General features: G+C 34.0%; 21 protein-coding genes and 1 pseudogene. 11 read left to right on the top strand and 11 right to left on the bottom strand.

The genetic code is table 11. The features are described from left to right. The 3 genes and pseudogenes from P8H68_RS05780 to P8H68_RS05770 all read left to right on the top strand — a co-directional run. Positions 1–404: pseudogene (locus tag P8H68_RS05780) on the top strand (mevalonate kinase); the annotation flags it as partial. 1 nt (position 405) lies between these two features. Beyond that, positions 406–1,344 carry a geranylgeranylglycerol-phosphate geranylgeranyltransferase gene (locus P8H68_RS05775; RefSeq protein ID WP_300322433.1) on the top strand — a complete coding sequence of 313 codons (939 nt, stop codon included), beginning with the start codon at positions 406–408 and terminating at the stop codon, positions 1,342–1,344. A 77-nt stretch (positions 1,345–1,421) separates the two neighbouring features. Continuing rightward, positions 1,422–2,303, top strand: coding sequence for a pseudouridine synthase (locus P8H68_RS05770; protein ID WP_300322432.1), 882 nt, complete (start codon positions 1,422–1,424; stop codon positions 2,301–2,303). A gap of 54 nt (positions 2,304–2,357) precedes the next feature. On the opposite strand, the gene mnmD is transcribed toward P8H68_RS05770, so the two are convergent. Next, positions 2,358–3,026 carry a tRNA (5-methylaminomethyl-2-thiouridine)(34)-methyltransferase MnmD gene (mnmD, locus tag P8H68_RS05765; protein ID WP_300322431.1) on the bottom strand — a complete coding sequence of 223 codons (669 nt, stop codon included), beginning with the start codon at positions 3,024–3,026 and terminating at the stop codon, positions 2,358–2,360. Between the two features lie 181 nt (positions 3,027–3,207). Here mnmD and P8H68_RS05760 point away from each other — a divergent pair, with 181 nt between their 5' ends. The 3 genes from P8H68_RS05760 (at position 3,208) to nadB (ending at position 6,975) form a co-directional block, all read left to right on the top strand. Next, the gene (locus P8H68_RS05760; protein WP_300322430.1) at positions 3,208–4,284 is read left to right on the top strand and encodes a branched-chain amino acid aminotransferase; all 1,077 of its coding nucleotides are present in this window, start codon (positions 3,208–3,210) and stop codon (positions 4,282–4,284) included. Positions 4,285–4,374: 90 nt separating this feature from the next. Further along, complete coding sequence (nadA, locus tag P8H68_RS05755; RefSeq protein ID WP_300322429.1) at positions 4,375–5,373, top strand: quinolinate synthase NadA; 999 nt, start codon at positions 4,375–4,377, stop codon at positions 5,371–5,373. Between the two features lie 33 nt (positions 5,374–5,406). After that, a complete protein-coding gene (gene nadB, locus P8H68_RS05750; RefSeq protein WP_300322428.1) occupies positions 5,407–6,975 on the top strand; it encodes an L-aspartate oxidase in 1,569 nt (522 codons plus the stop codon). Positions 6,976–7,443: 468 nt separating this feature from the next. Here the strand turns inward: nadB and P8H68_RS05745 are convergent, their stop codons facing one another. From P8H68_RS05745 to P8H68_RS05735, 3 genes are all read right to left on the bottom strand, one after another. Then, the gene (locus tag P8H68_RS05745; RefSeq protein ID WP_300322427.1) at positions 7,444–7,746 is read right to left on the bottom strand and encodes a helix-turn-helix transcriptional regulator; all 303 of its coding nucleotides are present in this window, start codon (positions 7,744–7,746) and stop codon (positions 7,444–7,446) included. 185 nt (positions 7,747–7,931) lie between these two features. Further along, on the bottom strand, positions 7,932–8,216 hold the full coding sequence (locus P8H68_RS05740; RefSeq protein ID WP_300322426.1) for a hypothetical protein: 285 nt from the start codon (positions 8,214–8,216) through the stop codon (positions 7,932–7,934). 15 nt (positions 8,217–8,231) lie between these two features. Beyond that, positions 8,232–8,618 (bottom strand): nucleoside triphosphate pyrophosphohydrolase family protein, encoded by a 387-nt coding sequence (locus tag P8H68_RS05735; protein ID WP_300322425.1) that lies wholly within the window; start codon positions 8,616–8,618, stop codon positions 8,232–8,234. An 88-nt stretch (positions 8,619–8,706) separates the two neighbouring features. Between P8H68_RS05735 and P8H68_RS05730 the strand changes: the two genes are divergently transcribed. Further along, on the top strand, positions 8,707–8,895 hold the full coding sequence (locus tag P8H68_RS05730; RefSeq protein ID WP_300322424.1) for a hypothetical protein: 189 nt from the start codon (positions 8,707–8,709) through the stop codon (positions 8,893–8,895). Here P8H68_RS05730 and P8H68_RS05725 read toward each other — a convergent pair. After that, complete coding sequence (locus P8H68_RS05725) at positions 8,892–9,812, bottom strand: ion channel (RefSeq protein ID WP_300322423.1); 921 nt, start codon at positions 9,810–9,812, stop codon at positions 8,892–8,894. The two genes, P8H68_RS05730 and P8H68_RS05725, sit on opposite strands and share 4 nt — an antisense overlap. A 97-nt stretch (positions 9,813–9,909) precedes the next feature. On the opposite strand from P8H68_RS05725, the gene P8H68_RS05720 reads away from it, so the two are divergent. Next, entirely contained in the window at positions 9,910–10,317 is a 408-nt protein-coding gene (locus P8H68_RS05720) for a DUF6146 family protein (protein WP_300322422.1), read from the top strand. Here P8H68_RS05720 and P8H68_RS05715 read toward each other — a convergent pair. Then, on the bottom strand, positions 10,304–10,684 hold the full coding sequence (locus tag P8H68_RS05715) for a DUF423 domain-containing protein (RefSeq protein ID WP_300322421.1): 381 nt from the start codon (positions 10,682–10,684) through the stop codon (positions 10,304–10,306). The two genes, P8H68_RS05720 and P8H68_RS05715, sit on opposite strands and share 14 nt — an antisense overlap. 128 nt (positions 10,685–10,812) lie before the next feature. Here P8H68_RS05715 and P8H68_RS05710 point away from each other — a divergent pair, with 128 nt between their 5' ends. Further along, on the top strand, positions 10,813–11,202 hold the full coding sequence (locus P8H68_RS05710; RefSeq protein ID WP_300322420.1) for a rhodanese-like domain-containing protein: 390 nt from the start codon (positions 10,813–10,815) through the stop codon (positions 11,200–11,202). 16 nt (positions 11,203–11,218) lie between these two features. Here the strand turns inward: P8H68_RS05710 and P8H68_RS05705 are convergent, their stop codons facing one another. The 5 genes from P8H68_RS05705 to P8H68_RS05685 form a co-directional block, all read right to left on the bottom strand. Continuing rightward, positions 11,219–11,929, bottom strand: a complete 711-nt coding sequence (locus P8H68_RS05705; RefSeq protein ID WP_300322419.1) for a methyltransferase — start codon at positions 11,927–11,929, stop codon at positions 11,219–11,221. A gap of 87 nt (positions 11,930–12,016) precedes the next feature. Continuing rightward, positions 12,017–12,541, bottom strand: coding sequence for a ribosome maturation factor RimM (gene rimM, locus P8H68_RS05700; protein WP_300322418.1), 525 nt, complete (start codon positions 12,539–12,541; stop codon positions 12,017–12,019). 14 nt (positions 12,542–12,555) lie between these two features. Beyond that, entirely contained in the window at positions 12,556–13,116 is a 561-nt protein-coding gene (locus P8H68_RS05695; protein ID WP_300322417.1) for a 30S ribosomal protein S16, read from the bottom strand. Between the two features lie 135 nt (positions 13,117–13,251). Further along, entirely contained in the window at positions 13,252–14,787 is a 1,536-nt protein-coding gene (locus tag P8H68_RS05690) for a glycerol-3-phosphate dehydrogenase/oxidase (protein ID WP_300322416.1), read from the bottom strand. Next, positions 14,780–15,544, bottom strand: coding sequence for a glycerophosphodiester phosphodiesterase family protein (locus P8H68_RS05685; protein ID WP_300322415.1), 765 nt, complete (start codon positions 15,542–15,544; stop codon positions 14,780–14,782). Before P8H68_RS05685 ends, P8H68_RS05690 begins: the two co-directional genes overlap by 8 nt. A gap of 162 nt (positions 15,545–15,706) precedes the next feature. Here P8H68_RS05685 and P8H68_RS05680 point away from each other — a divergent pair, with 162 nt between their 5' ends. Then, positions 15,707–16,174 (top strand): Dps family protein, encoded by a 468-nt coding sequence (locus P8H68_RS05680; protein WP_300322414.1) that lies wholly within the window; start codon positions 15,707–15,709, stop codon positions 16,172–16,174. A 476-nt stretch (positions 16,175–16,650) separates the two neighbouring features. Continuing rightward, a partial coding sequence (gene dnaE / locus P8H68_RS05675; RefSeq protein ID WP_300322413.1) for a DNA polymerase III subunit alpha occupies positions 16,651–19,943 on the top strand: 3,293 nt, incomplete at its 3' end.

Genomic DNA, 19,943 nt, shown 5'->3' with positions numbered 1-19,943 from the left:
ATGGAAAGGCAGCAGTGTTTTTATTGGATTCAAAAATAATTGGAGAAACAGAACCGATGGTAAACATCTTTATGAATAAGATGAAAAGCGAAGGTTTTAGAAAAATGTTTAGCGAAGAGTTTGCAACACATACAGATTCTTGTATAGAAGATTTTCTTCAAGGAGATGTAAAGTCTTTATTTTCTAATATGAAAAGTTTGTCTAAAGTAGTTCTTGAAAATTTCAAGCCAATGATTCCCTCTGCATTTCATAAGCTGTGGAAGCAAGGAATTGATTCCAATGACTATTACTTGAAACTCTGTGGTTCAGGTGGAGGCGGATATATTTTAGGGTTTGCCAAAGACTATGAAAAAGTAAAAAAACAACTTAGTGCCTATAATTTAGAGTTGGTTTATAGATTTTAAAATGGATCTATTAGAAATTGCGAAGGAGAACAAAAAATTAAAACGCCCAGTTTATTACGGAATTATTGGTATGCTTTCAGTGATGAGAGGGTATAATATTTTGGTGGTTGTTGTAGCGCAATATTTAGCTTCTATCTTTATTTTTTCTCCGGAAAAACCGCTTAGAACTATTTTGTTTGATCCTCATTTATTTATCACCGTGTTTGCAACTAGTTTAGTAATTGCAGCAGGGTATATCATCAATAGTTTTTATGACTCGGAAGTTGATAAAATAAACAAACCGATAAAATCCAAAATAGATGGTTTTGTTAGTCAAAAAACCAAGTTAAGAACCTATTTTGTTCTGAATGCTACTGGATTTTTCTTAGGTTTTATTGTTTCCTGGAGAGCTGCTTTGTTCTTTGCAGTTTATATTTTTTTAATATGGTTGTATTCCCATAAATTAAAAAAGTATCCTCTTGCAGGACTTTTGTCTTCATCGGTATTGGCCATGTTACCTTTTTTTGTCGTATTTGTGTATCACAAAAACATTTCTGAAATAATCTTTACACACGCTGCATTTTTATTTTTTATCATTACGATACGAGAGTTGATAAAAGATTTGGAAGGAATCAAAGGAGATTTTGTAAATGATTATCAAACAATACCAGTGAAATACGGTGAGCGTTTTACAAAAATTTTAATTTCAGTGATTGTGGTTGTTTCTTTAAATCCTATCTATTTTTTATGGAAATATCCTGAGATAGGTGAGATGAAATATTACTTTTATTTGGTGTTTATAGTATTCTTGTTTTTTCCCATAGCTCTATGGAAAGCAGAGAATATGAAGCAATACAATCTACTGCACAATGTACTAAAGTTTTTAATTGTATTGGGGGTTATGAGTTTGGTTTTGATCGATACTTCTGTTTTGATAACTAGAGTTTTACAAAAAATATAAGGACATTTTCTTTTCCTTAATTTTCAAGATGTAAATCAATAATTAACTGTATTTTTGCAAAAAATAAATTTTTTAAAATGAGTACAGAAAGAAACTCGTCGAGAGGACGACAACAAAGGTCTAATAAATCGGCACCAAAAAGAAACAACAATTCTGAAGGAAGCTTTGATAAAAAACCAGGTGGATTCAAAAAGCGTCCAAGTAAGTTTGAAAAGTCAGCACCAGCAAAAGTTGTAAAAAATGATGTTGGTGGAATTAGATTGAACAAATATATTTCTAATTCAGGGGTGTGTTCTCGTAGAGAGGCAGACGTATTAATTGCTGCTGGTAGTGCTATGGTGAACGGTAAGGTGATTACCGAAATGGGATACAAAGTACAATTAACAGATGAGGTTCGTTTTGATGGAACTTTGATCAATCCTGAGACAAAGAGATATGTTTTGTTAAACAAGCCTAAAAATTACATTACTACAATGGACGATGAAAGAGGTCGTAAAACGGTAATGGAATTAGTTCATATGGCAACTAAAGAACGCATCTACCCTGTAGGTCGTTTGGATAGAAATACAACAGGACTTTTATTATTTACAAATGATGGTGAGTTGGCTAAAAAGTTGACACACCCTAAACATAATGTCCGTAAATTATACCATGCTTCTTTAGATAGAAAATTTGCTGTAAGTGATTTGCAAAAATTAAGTACTGGTGAATTTATGGTGGAAGGGAAAAAAGTTTTTATTGATGATGTAGCTTATGTTGAAGGACAGTCAAAATCAGAAGTAGGAATAGAAATTCATTCTGGAAGAAACAGGATTGTAAGAAAGATTTTTGATACTTTAGGGTATAAAGTTGTAAAGTTAGATAGAGTAATTTTTGCAGGTATGACAAAGAAAAATATTCAAAGAGGTCACTGGAGACATTTGACTGAGCAAGAATTGAATAATTTAAAAATGATTTAATCTAAGATTATTTTAGAATACAAAAAAGCCTTTTCGATTGAAAAGGCTTTTTTATTATTTGGTGATTTTTATTGCATGTAGCATTTCTCTTTTTCCGGGAGGGCCTGGTAGTCTGCTAACCTTAAAGCCAACAGCAATCATTGCTCTGCGAACACTTCCTTTAGCAGAATAGGTGACTAAAACTCCATCTTCCTTTAAGGAATCAAACATTTTTTGAAAAATTTCTTCCGTCCATAATTCAGGTTGAACACGGGCTCCAAAGGCATCAAAATAAATCAAGTCAAATTTCTCAATATCATCAATGTCTTTGATGTATTGTTGTCTCTTTGTCAAATAAAAGTCTTCGTGGACTTTTTGTTTATTATTCCAATCAAATAAATGCATTTCCTCAAACTTGTGAGAAAAATTTCTCGCTTCTAATTCAGAAACATAATTTAATTGTAGAATTTCATCCTCCTGAATTGGGTAGGCCTCAACTCCTGTATAATCTATTTTTAAGTTGTTTTTGGCTGCTTCTAATAAAGTGATAAAACAATTGAGTCCAGTACCAAATCCAATTTCTAAAATGGATAGATTTTTCTTTTTGTGTGTTTCTAATCCATTTTTGATAAATACATGATAAGCCTCCTGAATAGCACCGTGTTTGGAGTGATATTGCTCATCCCATTCTGGCATATGGATGGTCGTAGAACCGTCCGAAGTTATAATGATTTCTCTTTTCAAAATGAATTATAAATTAGGTAACAAATATACCTAAAGCTTTTAGGATTGCTAAAGTTTTAAGGTTTTATTTGTTTCAATTAAAATGCAGTGTCAATTTGATGCGATAATTCATAGAAGAATATGCCTATTATCAATAAAAGTGTTATTTTTGTACTCTTGTTTATAACAAACAACTTAGATCATGATATTAGACAAAACAACAGAAATCGACATCCAAAAAGTAGCAGAATCTAAAATCTCACAAATTGATTTTAGCAATCTTTCTTTTGGAAACGTCTTTACAGACCACATGTTAGAATGTGATTATAAAGATGGGAAATGGCAAGCTATCAAAATTAGACCTTATGGTCCAATTTCTTTAGATCCATCTGCAAAGGTCTTTCATTATGGTCAAGCAATTTTTGAAGGTATGAAAGCCTACAAAGATGAGAAAGATCAAATCTGGATGTTTAGACCTGATGAAAATCAAAAAAGGCTGAACAAATCTGCTGTTAGATTAGCAATGCCAGAATTTCCTGAAGGAATGTTCTTTGATGGTTTAGAAACCTTGTTGAATATTGAAAAAGAATGGATTCAAAAAGAAGAAGGAAGTTCTTTGTATATCCGTCCTTTTGTAATTGCAACGGAATCTGGAGTTTCTGCAAATCCAGCAAAAGAATATAAGTTTATGATATTATGTTCTCCTGCACAGTCTTACTATAGCGGAGAGGTACGCGTATTGTTCGCTGATACTTATAGCCGTTCAGCTAGTGGTGGTGTAGGTTTTGCAAAATGTGCTGGAAATTATGCAGGGCAATTTTATCCAACAAAATTGGCAAATGATGCAGGTTACCAACAAGTAGTTTGGACGGATGCTAGTACTCATGAAAATTTGGAAGAAGCAGGAACCATGAATGTTTTCTTTAGAATCGGAGATAAGTTAATTACGGCTCCAACTTCTGATAGAATTTTGGATGGTGTAACACGTAAAAGTGTTTTGACATTGGCCGAAGACCTAGGTATTGAAGTTGAGGTAAGAACAATTTCTGTTTATGAAATTGAAGAAGCTGCTAAAAACGGAACTTTAAAAGAGATGTTTGGTGCAGGTACTGCAGCAGTAATAAATCCTATTTTAGGCTTTAGCTTTAGAGGAGCCGATTATGAGTTGCCAACAATAGAAAATAATTACGCTTCAATTTTTAAAGATAAAATTACAAGTATACAAACTAAAAAAGCTGAAGATAAATTCGGTTGGACTTATAAGGTTAGAGAAATATAGTCTAGTAAGAGAATAAATTTAAAACTTGTGTAATTCAATTGCACAAGTTTTTTGGGATATAGAAGCGCCTATCTTTTTGATATAAATATTATGAATACTACATTAGAACAAGCTAAAAATAACATGATTTCTAAAGGTTTTTTGGATGTTGATACTCCAGAAAAAATAGATTATGTAAAAGAAATTGAGAGGTTAAAGAAGGAGAAAAATGCAGTTATTTTAGCGCATTATTATCAAGAGGATGCAATTCAAGATATTGCAGATTTTGTAGGTGATAGTTTGGCATTGGCTCAAGAAGCAGCCAAGACAGATGCGGATATTATTGTGTTTGCTGGAGTTCATTTTATGGCAGAAACTGCAAAAATATTAAACCCAACTAAAAAAGTATTGCTGCCAGATTTAAAAGCAGGTTGTTCTTTGGCAGATTCTTGTCCTCCTGCGGATTTTAAGGCTTTTACAGAGGCTCATCCAGATCATAAAGTGGTGACTTATATCAACTGTTCTGCAGAAATAAAAACAATGAGTGATGTTGTTTGTACTTCTGGAAATGCGGTGAAAATAATTGAATCTTTTCCTAAAGATCAGAAAATAATTTTTGCACCGGATAAGAATCTAGGAGATTATTTAAACAAGCAAACAGGTAGAGATATGCTGTTGTGGGATGGTGCCTGTATGGTGCATGAGGCGTTTTCAATTGAAAAATTATTGGACTTGCATGCAGAGCATCCAGATGCTGAGATTATTGCACATCCTGAATCTCCGGCACATATTTTAAAAACGGCTTCCTTTATTGGTTCTACAGCTGGTTTATTAAAGTACGCTAGAGAAAGTAAAAAAGAAAAATTTATTGTAGCTACCGAAGCAGGTATTTTACATGAAATGATAAAACAAGTATCCAATAAAGTATTGATTCCTGCTCCGGCGGATGAAGATAATACTTGTGCTTGTAGTGAATGTGCTTATATGAAATTAAATACAATGAAAAAATTGTATACATGCATGCAACATGAATTACCAGATGTTGATGTGGCACCAGAAATGGCTGCAAAAGCATTATTGCCTATAGAAAGAATGTTAGACTTGTCTTAATAGATCTTACAGAATATCTCTCAAAGAAAAAAAATGATCAAAACTGATTACCTTGTAATAGGGTCTGGTATTGCGGGTTTAACCTATGCATTAAGAGTAGCTCATCATCATAAAAACAGTAATGTTATTATTGTAACAAAAGATGATAAAAGTGAGTCTAATACAAAATATGCTCAGGGAGGTATTGCAACGGTTCATGATTTAAATATTGATTCTTTTGAGCAACATATACAAGATACCATAATTGCTGGTGATGGCCTTTGTGATGAAGAGGTGGTTCGTATGGTTGTTGAAGAGGGACCTGATAGACTCCAAGAATTGATTGATTGGGGGGTTCAGTTTGATGAGAATAATATAGGAGATTTTGATTTAGGTAAAGAAGGTGGGCATTCTCAAAATAGAATATTACACCATAAAGATATTACGGGCTACGAAATAGAACGTGCCTTATTAGTCATGATTTCTAAAACTCCGAATATTGAAATATTTGAGGAGCACTACGCAATTGATTTTATTACAGAGCATCATTTAAAACAAGATTTATCTGAGGATACTTCTGGTATTACTTGTTTTGGAGCTTATGTTTTGGATAAAAAGGCGAATGAAGTCAAAACCATAGTTTCAAAGATTACAATGGTGGCTTCCGGAGGAAGTGGTCAGGCCTATACAACTACTACAAATCCGCTTATTGCAACGGGTGATGGTATTGGTATGGCATACCGTGCTAAGGCGGAGATTGAAGATGTAGAATTTGTTCAATTTCACCCAACAGCTTTGTATCAAGTACCACAGGAATCTCCTGCCTTTTTAATTTCTGAGGCAGTAAGAGGTTTTGGGGCACGTTTAAGGACTTCCAAAGGGGAGTTTTTTATGAAAAAATATGATGATCGAGAAGAGTTGGCTTCAAGAGATATTGTGGCTAGGGCCATCGATACTGAGTTGAAGGCCAGCGGTGATGATTATGTGTTTTTAGATTGTACGCATTTGAATTATAAAAAGTTTAAGAAGCATTTTCCTAATATTCTTGATAAATGTAAAAGTTTAGGAATAGATGTTAGAAAAAAATGGATTCCCGTAGTTACTGCGGCTCATTATATTTGTGGTGGAATAAAAGTTGATTTACACGGAAGAACCTCTATCCATAACTTATTTGCTTGTGGAGAATGTACTTCAACTGGGTTGCATGGGGCCAATAGGTTAGCTTCTAATTCGCTACTGGAGGCATTGGTGTATTCTCAGAGAAGTTATGTAAAGAGCATTGCTAAATTACAGGATATCAACTTGAATGAAAGTGTTCCTGATTGGGATACTGCCAATACTTCACAGAATAAAGAAAATATATTGATTACTCATGGACGTTCTGCAGTGCAAAAAATCATGAGTGATTATGTTGGTATTGTTAGATCTAACAGACGTTTAAAAAGTGCTGAAAAACGCTTGAGTTTTATTTATGAAGAAACTGAAGAGTTGTACAAAGAATCAATCATCTCAGTCGAATTATGTGAGCTGCGTAATTTGATTACTACTGCCTATTTAATTTGTGAATTTTCTATGAAACGAAAAGAAAACAGAGGTGGGTTTTTCAATAAAGACTTTGTGTAATCTAGTTTTATAATATAATTATAAAACTAGATATACCTGTAAGAAGTTTTTTTTTCATAGCAATCTTCCCAACGTTTCCGACATTCGGATTACAGTCAAAGTCAACGCATTTCTCAATGGGTTGAAAATAAATTGGATTATTCATACTATGTTTTTTATGAATGATGAATAAAATTCATCGTAAAAAACAATCTTTAGGGGTTAAACAAAGATATGTGATTGTTGTAATTACTACAATCCTATTTTATGGGATATTTTGAAACTAGCTATTTATAGGGAGTAGTGGTTTTGTTTTGTTGTTTTTGAGTGGGTTGATTGATGAAAAAACTCCCGATTCATATGAAATGAATCAGGAGTTGTTTGTTTTGGTGATGAAGTTTATTTTTCTTTTTCATGCAAATTCCCTAAAATCTACATTATAAAGATAGACTTAGGGAGTATTATCTACAATACTTAATTGTAGTATTTTTATAAAAATCGTGGATTGTTTTTGAAATAACCAATGAGCTCCCCAGTAGATTTAAGGTTCATCTTTTGTAATATGTTTCTTCTATGAGTATTTACCGTATGATGACTTATAGATAGATTTTCGGCGATTTGTTTAGCTGACTTTTTTAAAAGTAAAAGTCGAATAATATCTTTTTCTCTTTTGCTAGTGCCGTCTAAAAGGAATTCAGAAGTTAAGTTTTTAAAGAATAGTGTTTTATATTCCATCCTGTCGTTCAGGTATTTGGCAGAAGCACAAACATCCATGTTTATAATTGTATCCATGACCGTATAATGAGAAATACCTATGATGGGCTTATTATTTTTGTCAAATTGAAGAGGTGTTGCATTTTGTATGACATTTACATAGTCACCATTACCATTTTTGATACGTTAGTTCCATGTGTAATTCATTCTAGATTTTTGAATATTTGACGGTAATGAATGCATCGTAAATTCCATGAGTTCATTTAATGCTCTAAGCCATAATTCAACATCTTTTGGTGAAATTGTTTCACAAAGTATTCAATTCCTCCCTCAAGCATAGGTTCTGGATTTAAACCGGTGCATGCTTTAAAGTTTTTACTAATATATTCGAAGGACTGTGTAGAAGTGTTTACAATGCAAAAAAATGTTGAATCGACAGGATAGAATGTGTCGAGCTCGATCAATTTTTTAACATGGTCATTTTTTTCAAGTTGACTATGTGTTTTAAAAATCTCCTTATAGCGATTGTATGCTTTGTCTTTTTTCAAATAGCTGTTTTTAGTTTAACTTTTTAAAATCTCTTTAATATTTGGTTTAAAGTAATCAGGGCCTTTTAACACTTTTCCATCTTCACGATAAATAGGTTTTCCGTCCTCCCCAAGTTTACTCATATTACTGCGTTGAATTTCATTAAAGACTTCTTCAATTTTATGTTGCATTCCATGCTCTAAAATAGTCCCACATAAAATATACAACATATCACCCAAAGCATCTGCTACTTCCACTAGGTCATTATTTTCAGCAGCCTCTAAGTATTCTTCATTTTCTTCTGCCATTAGGTTGAAGCGTAGTTTGTTTTTTGCAGTACCTAAATCTGCAACAGGAGCGTGGTTGATTCCTAGTTTAAAAGATTCATGAAATTCTTGTACAGCTTTTATTTTATTTTTCATTTTGATATATGATTTTGCGTTTATCTTTTTATGTTTAAAAAGAGATATTCCCTATTGTTTTGATTATTTTTGCCTAAAATACAAAATTATGTTTAGTAGTGGTCAATTGGCATTTGCCGGTTTTTTTGTAGTTGCTTTTTTAGCGTTGATGATCTGGAGTTATAGAAAAGATATTCAACGTCATAAACTTCATTATAAAAATGTTGGCTACAAAGTAGGGATTACTTGTGTTCTAGTAATTTTTGTGTTTATCGTACTAAGAATATTAATTCACTAGTCCACAGGCTCTGTTTGATTTAATAAGTCGTGGTCTAAGATCATTTGACCTTCTTTACTAAATTTTACGGAAGATTTAAATTTAGTATCTACAAGTAAGTCGTTGAAAGCATAAGAATGCATCTTGTACACTTTTTGAGCATACGATTCTTCATGGTATTGAAATAGAATATAGATGTTCGCTTTTAATTTTAAAAGCTGTTTGTTGCTATATTTATGTAAGGGACTACTTTTATCAATTTTATGAACAATAGTCCACATGGTAGGTAAATATGTGACCTTATCGCGTTCTAAGTCTAATTGAAAAAATGAACGCTTGAATTCCCCTGACTTGTCTTTTTCGGTGATTGTCAGAGTAACTTTGATTTCCGGTTCAATCATGATGGTGGTTCTTTTGTTGGCAAGCCTAAACATCAAACCTCTTTCTTCTTCAAAATCTCTTACAACTAAAGATTTGCTGAATTTTAACGAGGGTTTTGGTTTAGAAAACCTTCCATAAAGTAATCCAGTAATAAAGGAGAAGCTCATCAACCCTGCCAGTGCTTCTAAAGAAGATACCACACCGCTAAGCATGCCTGTTGGAGAAATAGCACCATAACCAACCGTTGTAATGGTTTGCGCGCTAAAGTTAAATGCGTTCAAAAAATTCTCCCACCAATACCCAGATGGAATGGTCAATTCTTCTATCCCAATCCATAAATAAATAAGTGCGAAAAATGTGTTTAATAAAATAAACCCTAAACTTACGAGTAATAGGAATACTCCCCAGGATAAACCTAAAAGGTAAGTATAAAGATCATCAAAGTTTCTAGATCTATTAAGATGAAGTACGTTTGATGATCCATTCGGAGAAATAAAACTCTGAACATTTTCGTTAGAGATATAGCCTAACCCTGGATCTTTTATTTTTTTAGCCATAGCGTGAATTCCTATCGAAGCAAATATAACAACTTTGTGATAGATTTAATTTTTAGCTTCTGTTGAAATTCGTAAATTATGCAATAAATAAACTAAGATGAATTTAAGAGCTATTTTTTTTTGTTGCTGTTGTGTTTCTTTGATGATTTCTTGTAAATCTACCAAAGACAAAAGTTTGCCAAAAGTGGCTTCAGAGGAGATCGTTGTGATAGGGAATGATAGTTTGGAATATGAGATTATTATCATTGATCAAGGTTTTCAAACCTATTTGAACAGCATTGCAAAACCAAAATGGTACTATTCAAAAGCCTATTATCAGACTAAAAATAAATTTTTCGTAACCGAATGGAATATTCGAGTTAGAAATCCACAAAGGTATTCTCCGAATATTTATGAGCAACAAATAGATTACGATATAAACGTAGACTATGGCCTTGAGGTTGATTTTAAATTATATAATTATTTCAAATTTGTGGAGTATAAATATAAAGTCAAACCGTTTTAGATTTTATAAATCCAAATAGTAGAATTAGCCAAGAAACGATTAAAAATAAACCGCCCAATGGTGTAACAAACCAAATGGACTTTGCAGGAATTCCACCTATGGTTATTGCATAGATAGATCCAGAAAATAATAAAACTCCTATCAATAGAGTGTAACTTAAATTGTTTTTTGTTTTTTCGGTGAGTATTTGTGTTGTGTTGACAAATAATAAAACCAATACGTGATACATTTGATATCTAACCGCTGTTTCAAAGCTTTTCAGGGAATCACTTGAAAGTACTTCTTTTAATGCATGAGCACCAAAAGCTCCTAGTATAATAGTTAGGACTCCAAGAATTGCTGTGATAATTAAAAAGGTTTTTCTCATTGTTACTTTTATCTAATTTTTAGCAAGGTATGTCATATTAATTAGAATAAAAAAATATTGGATGACTTGAAAGTTGTGTAATAAAAGAATTAAATAGGATATCTTTAGATACTGAAAAATAATAGAGAATGAGAAAAATTACAAACATACTATTGATAGTTTCGATATGTATTTTAGGATGTCAAGAAAAAAAAGCACAAAAGGAATCAGATCTTTCTGTAAGTGAGTTTGAAAGTCAAATGGTAGGAGAAAACAGTTTTCTATTGGATGTGAGAACTCCCGATGAAGTTGCTGCTGGAAAAATAAAAGGAGCTTCGGTGCTGAATATTATGGGACCCGAGTTTGAAAAAGAATATATGTATTTGCCCAAAAATAAAACTTTGTATGTGTATTGTAGGTCAGGGAATAGAAGTAGAAAAGCCTTGCAGTTTTTAAAAGAACATGGGTTTGATTCAGTCTATCATCTAGATGGAGGCATCAAGGCTTGGGTTAAAGAAGGTAAAGAATTGGAGAAATAGTTGGAAAATGAATTTTCTACATTTTCAAATAAAAGTCTTTGACTAAATTTTTATATGCTTCGGTATAGACATGTCTTTCAATTTCAATGATAAGAGTTTCTGTAATGATCTCTTTTTTTGATAAAGAAAACTCAAGTAGACTTCTCTTGATAGGGCTGGTTTCCGTGCCTTTTACTCTGCAGACTCTATTTAAAAAAAGACTTTGTTGTTTTGCTAATTTGATGAATTTTTCTTCTTCTTTAAAAGGGATGATTACAGCAAATCTTCCATTGGGATCTAATAGTTTAGAAGCAGCATAGGTTAAATGTTCAAAAGGCATCGCATCTTCAAACCTTGCAGTTGCTCGCTCCTTATTTTCAGACGGATTTGCGTCTGTGAAAAATGGAGGATTTGAAATGATTAAATCATAAGTGTCATCAATTTCTTGCGCATACTCCTGTATTGAGGCGTGGTAACAAAATAATCGATCAGACCAATCGCTATTTTCAAAATTAGAAACAGCTTGCTCAAAAGCGGGGCCGTCAAGTTCTACAGCTTCAATAATTTCAGCATTACTTCTTTGAGCCATCATAAGGCTAATAACTCCTGTACCTGTTCCTAAATCAAGGATAGAAAATTCATCAGAAACTGTGGCCCAAGCACCAAGTAAAACACCATCGGTTCCAATTTTCATGGCACATTGATCTTGTTCAACAGTAAATTCTTTGAATTGAAAAGGTTTGTTCATTTGTGTTTGAAATGTTTTAGGATAAAAAAGATTATTTAATGATGGAATGATGCTGTTTAACGATGAAACAATTACACCATTCAGCAATTAAATGTACATGTCCACCAAACCTTCAGGTGTTTTTAAAAACATGATTTTATTTTCTCGATCTACTTTTACAATAAATTGATCAAGCATAGGGATTAGCATTTGTGCAGTCCCAAATTCAACTTCAAATAAAGGTTGAGCGGTTGTATCATTAACACCAGTAATGATACCAATGTCTCCATGCTTTTCATCTTCTACTTGAAAACCTATGACTTCATGGAAATAGAATTTTTTACCTGTAAGCTTAGGTAGCATGGTAAGTGGAAGATAGACACCAGCTTTTAAAATAGCATCCGCATCTTCTTCATTTTCTATGGTTTCAAATCTAACACGAAGTTGATTCCCTTTTTGTAGTAATGAAGATTCAATAAAAAATGGAATCAAGTTATTGCCAAGTTTGACAAAAACTGATTCCATTTCTTGGTACAATTCAGGTTCATCCGTATCAAGTTTGATAACGACTTCTCCTTTAAAACTGTGTTTTCTAACGATTCTGCCTAAATAAAAACAATCTTCTTTATGCATATCGTTAAAATGATTTACTCAGCAGCGTTTTCTTCAGTAGCTTCTGCTTCTGGAGCAGCTTCTTCAGTTGCTTGTGCAGCAGCTTCTGCCTCTGCAGCAGCAGCTTCAGCTTTCAAAGCATCTTCTGCAGCTTGAGCGTCATCAATACGTTTTTGGTTTACTGCTTGTTCAGCTGCAAAAGCTTTCGCTTTTACCTCAGCCTCAGCTGCAGATAATCCATCTTTTTTAGCTTGGACTCTTGCTTCTTTCTCAGCAACCCATGCATTGAATTTTTCTTCAGCTTGTTCTTCAGTAATAGCTCCTTTACGAACTCCACCAACCAAGTGATTTTTCAACATAGCACCTTTGTAAGATAAAATTGCTTTCGCAGTATCTGTAGGTTGTGCACCGTTTTGTAACCATTCAACAGCTCCGTCAACATCTAAATCGATAGTTGCAGGGTTTGTGTTTGGGTTGTAAGTTCCTAATTTAGCTAAGAATTTACCATCTCTTTTAGAACGAGCATCTGCTGCTACGATTGCATAAAATGGTTTTCCTTTCTTACCGTTTCTCTGTAGTCTAATTTTTACTGACATAATTTAAATTTTAAGGTTCTCGACCTTGATTATTAATAAGCTGCAAAATTACACTTTTTTATCAAATCTGAGCTAATTTTCTTAAAAAAATAACCATATGGAATTCAGTGCTTTAACTAGGTGCTATACGGACTGTTAAATACAGTAAGTTTTTGCCGTGGCTTGAAAACGTTTTATCTCCTCATCACTCCATTCTACTGACTTACTTAGTTCTGTTGCCAATAGTTTTGCAATAGTAGGAGCAGCCTCTATACTAGCCTTTGCATCTAAGAATAATAAGCGTGTTCTTCGTGCTAATAAGTCCTCAATGGTTTTTGCTTTTTCATACCGAATGGAAAAGAGTAGTTGTCCAACGGTAATCGTATAGTTTGGATGGATACGGTTTTTATGTGATGTTTTTTCTGAAATTATTTTTTTTATGGAGGAGGCATCAGAGCCGTAGATGCTTAAATCCTCGTGTAAAGAAGCGTTTTTGTCATATCCATGCAGCTTTAAAGTAGCTGTTGGTGATTTAACTCTAGGTAGTGAAACTAGGGTAGATGCGGCATTGATAACGTCTTTTGCCATTTTTCTATACGTGGTCCATTTCCCACCCATAATACTAACCAATCCGCTATTGCTAATTTCAATTCTATGTTCTCTAGAAATTTCTGATGTATTATTAGGGTTACCAGAACTTGCCAAGGGACGAATACCGGTAAAGATACTTTTGATGTCTTTTTTTGTTGGGTTTTTAGTAAGGTATATTGCAGCGTGGCTCAGTAGAAATTGAATTTCTTCTTCTTGAGGTAGTGGGTCCAATGGGTGTTTAGTAATTGGTGTATCGGTAGTTCCAATTAAAAGTTTTCCATGCCAAGGAACGGCAAATAACACTCTGCCATCCTTAGTTTGAGGTATCATGATTGCTTTGTTTCCTGGAAGAAATTCTTTATCAAGGACAATATGTACCCCTTGACTTCCTTTCATGATCGTTGAACTTTGTTGGTCGTCTTTTTTTCTAATCTCGTCAGCATAGACACCAGTTGCATTTATAATTACTTTGGCTTTGATTTCGGTTGTTGTACCGGTTTCAATATCCTCAATCACCCCGCCAATAATTTTGTTTTCCTTTTTTAAGAAACCATTGAATTTTGTATAGTTTAGTAGGATGCCTCCATGATTTTCTGCAGTGCGCATCATGCTAATTAATAAACGTGTATCGTCAAATTGACCATCATGATATAATATCCCACCTTGTAGGTTGTTTTGTTCTATGGTAGGTAGGTATGCAATCGTTTCTTCTTTTGATAAAAATATGGAATCACCAAAACTCTCTTTTCTAGCTAATAAATCATAAAGTTTAAGACCAATTCCGTAGAAAGGACCTTCCCACCAATCGTAATTAGGAACAATAAATTCTAGATCATGAACAATATGTGGTGCATTTTTTTTTAGGATGGCTCTTTCTTTGAGAGACTCCATCACCAATCCTATATTTCCTTGTTGTAAGTATCTGACACCTCCATGAATTAGTTTGGTGCTTTTACTAGATGTCCCTTTTCCAAAATCACTTTGTTCTACAAGTAGCGTTTTGTATCCTCTAGAAGCCGAGTCTATGGCAGCTCCAATTCCTGTTGCTCCACCTCCAATAATCAGAACATCCCAATTTATGTTTTCAATATCTTTATTCATTTGTAAGTTTTGCTAATTGTTGTTGCATCCATAAGGGACGGTCTGTTGTAATGGCATCTGCTCCATATTGCAAAAATCGAAGTGCTTTTTGGGGCTCATTGATGGTCCAGATATATACTAGTAATTGATGCTTTTTTATTTCTTGAATATAATTTTTATCCGCGATTGCGCCTGCCCAAAGATTCAATCCGTCAAAGTTTGCGGAGGTCGCTTTTGAAATGTATTTCGTTAATGGAAGTATTTCTGATTTTGTTACCGATGTATAGTCCAAATCCAAAAGCCATAAAGCTTTGGAAAGGGGGAGTTGAGATTTTATAGCGGCAAGGGTTTCGTAATGAAAACTAATCAATTCAAGTTGATTATGTGGTACGTATTTTAAGGCTTTCGCTAAAACAGGGACTATGCAAATATCACTTTTAATTTCAATAACCAGAATGCCCTCTTTTGGTAAGGTTTTTAAAATTTCCTCTAGGCTTGCTATCGTTGTGTTGGCCCATTTAAGATCTTTCCAACTGCCGATATCTATAGATTGTAAAGTGTCTAAGTTTTCTTCTTTAATACTATAATTTTTAACAGATATTTTGGATGTATTAGCATCATGGATTGCTACAATTCTATTATCTTTAGTGAGGTGAACGTCAATTTCTACACGCTTTATTTTTTGCTTCCAAGCAAGCTGTATTGCTGGTAGTGTGTTTTCAGGAGCGTCGAACGAGGCGCCTCTATGCGCAATTATTTTTGAGTTGATGTCTGTCATCTGTTACAAGTTTACTTAATATTCTTGAAACGAAAGGAGGTAAGTCGGTAAAACAAAATAGTTTTTAGTGATGTTAAAATAAAAACTATCAATTTGTTTTATATGCTGGTTTTGCCGATCTTTGAACTATCAAAAAGTAGAAATAATTTAAAAGGAAATATCATGAAAAATAGTATTGGAATAGAGAAAGAAAAAGCGCAAGGATTGGTTGTGAAATTAAACCAATTATTAGCGGATTATCAATTGTTTTATCAAAATGTAAGGGGGTTTCATTGGAATATCAAAGGAAAAGATTTTTTTGAGTTGCATTTGAAATTCGAGGAGTTTTATGATGATGCGGTTGTAAAAATTGATGAGATTGCGGAGAGAATTTTAACCTTAGAAGGGGAACCTTTGCATACGTTTAGCGATTATTTGAAAAACACGAAAATTGAAGAGGCAAAAGGAGTAACGGATGGAACCAAGGGGGTTGAGACCGTGCTTAAGAATTTTGCAGTTTTGATTTCTCAGGAACGTGAAGTTTTAAGCGATGCCGGTGATGCTGATGATGAAGGAACGGCTAGTTTAATGAGTGATTATATTACAGAAACAGAAAAAACAATATGGATGTTGAATTCATATTTGAAATAATTAAAAATAAAGATGTTTAGAAGGCAGGATGAGAAATCATCCTGCTTTTTTTGTTTTGTATTCTTTTGAGTATTTATTAATAAATGTTTATAGTTTCGTGGGTTTTGTTAAAATAATAGACTTTTAATGTGGAAGTTGTTAGTTTTGCATGTCTTGTTAATATTTGAAACATTTAATTATGAAAGGTAAAACTTGCCATCAATGTGGCTCTCAAGAACGAGTTTGTAAAGAATCTTTTCTATCTCAGGTTTTAAGAATCATAGGTGTTAAAAAATATCGATGCAAACTTTGTTATTCTCGTTATCTTTATGTTAGCCTAGTTCATAGGTCTTTTAAGTTTTAGGGGAGCTTCTTGTTTAAATCTGTCAAGGGATCTATTTTGACTTTAGACTTGTTTTTGTTGATAACTCCTTTCAGTTTTCCTGTCAATTATTTGTACTTTTAAAGCTTCTTAAAAGCACAATCAAAATTCCTATATGTATTTAATTTTTGACACTGAAACTACCGGGCTACCAAAGAGTTATAAAGCCCCAATGACAGATATCGAAAACTGGCCAAGATGTATTCAAATTGCTTGGCAATTGCATGACGACTTAGGAAGGGTGGTAGAGCATGATAATTTTATGGTCCAGCCGGAAGGTTTCAATATTCCTTTTGACTCTGAAAAAATACACGGAATATCTACTGAATTGGCGCAAGAACAAGGGATCTCTTTAAAAGAGGGTTTAGAGCGCTTTAACAAGGTGCTTGAAAATACTAAATTTTTGGTGGGTCAGAATGTTACATTTGATGTAAATATTATGGGGGCGGAATTTATTCGCGCCGGAATGCAACCTAATTTCAAAGCTTTTGAATTTGATAGTTTTAACTTAGACGACTATAATTTTATAACTAAAGTTCCCGCCAATAGAGAAATGTCTATTGACGATTTAAAGGAAGAAGATAAAAATGGACTTGGAATATTAGATACGTGTACAGAAACTACTGCTGCCATGTGTCAGATTCCTGGAGGTAGAGGAGGGAAATTCAAACTTCCTACGTTAACAGAATTACATAATTATTTATTTGGCGTTGGTTTTGGGGAGGCTCATAATGCAACTGCTGATGTAGAGGCTACGACGCGCTGCTTTTTTGAATTGTTGCGTAGAGAACGTTTTACCAAGGAGCAGCTGGATGTGTCGCAAGACTATTTTGTTGATTTTAAAAAGGAGAATCCAAATCCGATTGAGGTCATTGGTTTAAAACACTTGAACCTTAAAAAGGAAAGTGATAAAATCAGAAAACGACAATCACAACAAGAAGGCGCTGCTGGTAAAGGAATTAATGTCAAAGAGAGTCTAGAGAAATTAAAGAATGTTTCCTTTGGACATTTACACAATCATACCCAATATTCCATCTTACAATCAACCATAGAAATTGGAGCATTGGTGAATACTGCGGGGAAGCATAATATGTCTGCTGTGGCGATGACTGATACAGCAAATATGATGGCCGCTTTCCATTTTACGAATGCTGTTGATAAATACAATAAGGGATTAAAAGCGAAACGAGAAGAAGCTGAAGAAGCAGGAGAAACTTTTGAAGGCAAAGATTTGGTTCCAATCGTTGGGTGTGAATTTAATGTCTGTAAAAATCATTTAGATAAGTCGCAAAAGGATAATGGTTATCAAGTAGTACTTTTAGCAAAAAACAGAAATGGGTATCAAAATTTAGCCAAAATGTCTTCTACGGCCTTCGTAGATGGTTTTTACTATGTACCTCGTATTGATCGTGAGATTGTTGAAAAATATAAGGAGGATGTTATTGTTTTAACGGGTAGTTTATTGGGAGAGGTTCCTAGTAAAATATTAAACGTTGGAGAAAAACAAGCCGAAGAAGCTTTAGTTTGGTGGAAAGAGCAATTTGGAGATGATCTCTATATTGAATTGATGCGCCATGGTCAAGAAGATGAAAATGTTGTAAATAAAGTATTATTAAAGTTTGCTGAACAGTACAATGTAAAAACAATAGCGACTAATAATACCTTTTATATCTCAAAAGAAGATGCCAACGCACATGATATTTTATTATGTGTTAAGGATGGTGAAAAGCAAGCGACCCCTAAAGGAAGAGGTAGAGGGTATCGTTTTGGTCTGCCGAATGATGAATATTATTTCAAGTCTCCTGAGGAGATGAAGGAGTTATTTGCGGATATTCCCGATGCAATTACAAATATTCAGGAATTAGTAAATAAAATTACGCCATTTACATTGGCTAGTGACGTATTGCTGCCAGCATTTGATATTCCTGAACAGTTTCAGGATAAAAAGGATCTTGAAGATGGTGGTAAGCGAGGGGAAAATAATTTCCTTGGACACTTGGTGTATGAGGGAGCGAAGAAAAGATATGGAGAAATTACTCCAGAAATTAAAGAACGTTTAGATCTTGAATTGGATGTAATTGAGAAAACGGGATACCCTGGTTATTTCTTGATTGTAGAAGATTTTATTAGAGCCGCCCGTGATATGGGGGTTTCAGTAGGTCCGGGGCGTGGATCCGCTGCAGGATCGGTTGCCGCTTACTGTTTGTGGATTACAAATATAGACCCTATAAAGTATGATTTGCTTTTTGAGCGTTTCTTGAATCCAGAGCGTATATCCATGCCCGATATTGATATTGATTTTGATGATGAGGGACGTGGACGTGTTATTGATTACGTAATTGATAAATATGGTGCCAATCAGGTCGCGCAGATCATCACCTATGGTACCATGGCAGCAAAATCTTCCATTAGAGATACGGCGCGTGTATTGGATCTGCCATTGTATGAAGCGGATCGGGTTGCAAAGTTGATTCCGGGAATGAAATTGAAAAAGATTTTTGGACTGGATGATAAGGCATTAGCTGATAAGTTGCGTTCGGAAGAAATTGAAATGGTCAATGAGTTAAAGCGTATTTCTGATGGGAATGATTTAACAGCAGAAACTGTAAATAAAGCAAGAATTCTAGAAGGTTCTGTAAGAAATACAGGAATTCATGCTTGTGGGGTAATTATTACTCCTGATGATATTACAAAATATGTACCGGTATCTGTAGCAAAAGATTCAGATATGTATGTCACTCAGTTTGATAACTCGGTGGTAGAGGACGCAGGTCTGCTAAAAATGGACTTCTTGGGTCTGAAGACCCTTACTCTAATCAAGCATACGTGTAAAATAGTAAAAGCACGTCACAATGTTGATTTGGATCCTGAAGCTTTTCCTATTGATGATGTGAAGACCTACGAGCTTTTCCAAAGAGGAGAAACCGTTGGTATATTCCAATATGAATCTCCGGGGATGCAAAAATACATGCGTGAACTGAAACCTACAGTTTTTGCGGATTTGATTGCGATGAATGCCTTGTATAGACCGGGTCCGTTAGAGTATATTCCTAGTTTTATTAATAGAAAGCACGGGGTAGAAGAAATTATTTATGATTTACCTGCTGAAGAGTATAAAAACCGTTTGGCAGAAACTTACGGTATTACGGTATATCAAGAGCAAGTAATGTTGCTATCTCAAGATCTTGCTGGGTTTACTAAAGGTCAAGCCGATACTCTGCGTAAGGCGATGGGTAAAAAGCAGATTGCTGTACTAGCTAAAATGAAGCCTTTGTTTGTAAGTCAAGCAATGGAACGAGGACATGATGAAAAGGCTTTAGAGAAAATTTGGAAGGATTGGGAGGCATTTGCATCTTATGCCTTTAATAAATCTCACTCTACGTGTTATGCATGGATTGCGTATCAAAC

The sequence above is a fragment of the Flavicella sp. genome, from assembly GCF_029238425.1.
Taxonomy (GTDB): Bacteria; Bacteroidota; Bacteroidia; order Flavobacteriales; family Flavobacteriaceae; genus Flavicella.
This window is presented reverse-complemented; position numbering and strand designations above follow the sequence as displayed.

Coding starts and splice junctions, on each gene's coding strand:
- P8H68_RS05775 (WP_300322433.1), top strand. CDS start 406: ATGGATCTATTAGAAATTGCGAAGGAGAACAAAAAATTAAAACGCCCA.
- P8H68_RS05770 (WP_300322432.1), top strand. CDS start 1,422: ATGAGTACAGAAAGAAACTCGTCGAGAGGACGACAACAAAGGTCTAAT.
- P8H68_RS05760 (WP_300322430.1), top strand. CDS start 3,208: ATGATATTAGACAAAACAACAGAAATCGACATCCAAAAAGTAGCAGAA.
- nadA (WP_300322429.1), top strand. CDS start 4,375: ATGAATACTACATTAGAACAAGCTAAAAATAACATGATTTCTAAAGGT.
- nadB (WP_300322428.1), top strand. CDS start 5,407: ATGATCAAAACTGATTACCTTGTAATAGGGTCTGGTATTGCGGGTTTA.
- P8H68_RS05745 (WP_300322427.1), bottom strand. CDS start 7,746: ATGGATACAATTATAAACATGGATGTTTGTGCTTCTGCCAAATACCTG.
- P8H68_RS05735 (WP_300322425.1), bottom strand. CDS start 8,618: ATGAAAAATAAAATAAAAGCTGTACAAGAATTTCATGAATCTTTTAAA.
- P8H68_RS05730 (WP_300322424.1), top strand. CDS start 8,707: ATGTTTAGTAGTGGTCAATTGGCATTTGCCGGTTTTTTTGTAGTTGCT.
- P8H68_RS05725 (WP_300322423.1), bottom strand. CDS start 9,812: ATGGCTAAAAAAATAAAAGATCCAGGGTTAGGCTATATCTCTAACGAA.
- P8H68_RS05720 (WP_300322422.1), top strand. CDS start 9,910: ATGAATTTAAGAGCTATTTTTTTTTGTTGCTGTTGTGTTTCTTTGATG.
- P8H68_RS05715 (WP_300322421.1), bottom strand. CDS start 10,684: ATGAGAAAAACCTTTTTAATTATCACAGCAATTCTTGGAGTCCTAACT.
- P8H68_RS05710 (WP_300322420.1), top strand. CDS start 10,813: ATGAGAAAAATTACAAACATACTATTGATAGTTTCGATATGTATTTTA.
- P8H68_RS05705 (WP_300322419.1), bottom strand. CDS start 11,929: ATGAACAAACCTTTTCAATTCAAAGAATTTACTGTTGAACAAGATCAA.
- rimM (WP_300322418.1), bottom strand. CDS start 12,541: ATGCATAAAGAAGATTGTTTTTATTTAGGCAGAATCGTTAGAAAACAC.
- P8H68_RS05695 (WP_300322417.1), bottom strand. CDS start 13,116: ATGTCAGTAAAAATTAGACTACAGAGAAACGGTAAGAAAGGAAAACCA.
- P8H68_RS05690 (WP_300322416.1), bottom strand. CDS start 14,787: ATGAATAAAGATATTGAAAACATAAATTGGGATGTTCTGATTATTGGA.
- P8H68_RS05685 (WP_300322415.1), bottom strand. CDS start 15,544: ATGACAGACATCAACTCAAAAATAATTGCGCATAGAGGCGCCTCGTTC.
- P8H68_RS05680 (WP_300322414.1), top strand. CDS start 15,707: ATGAAAAATAGTATTGGAATAGAGAAAGAAAAAGCGCAAGGATTGGTT.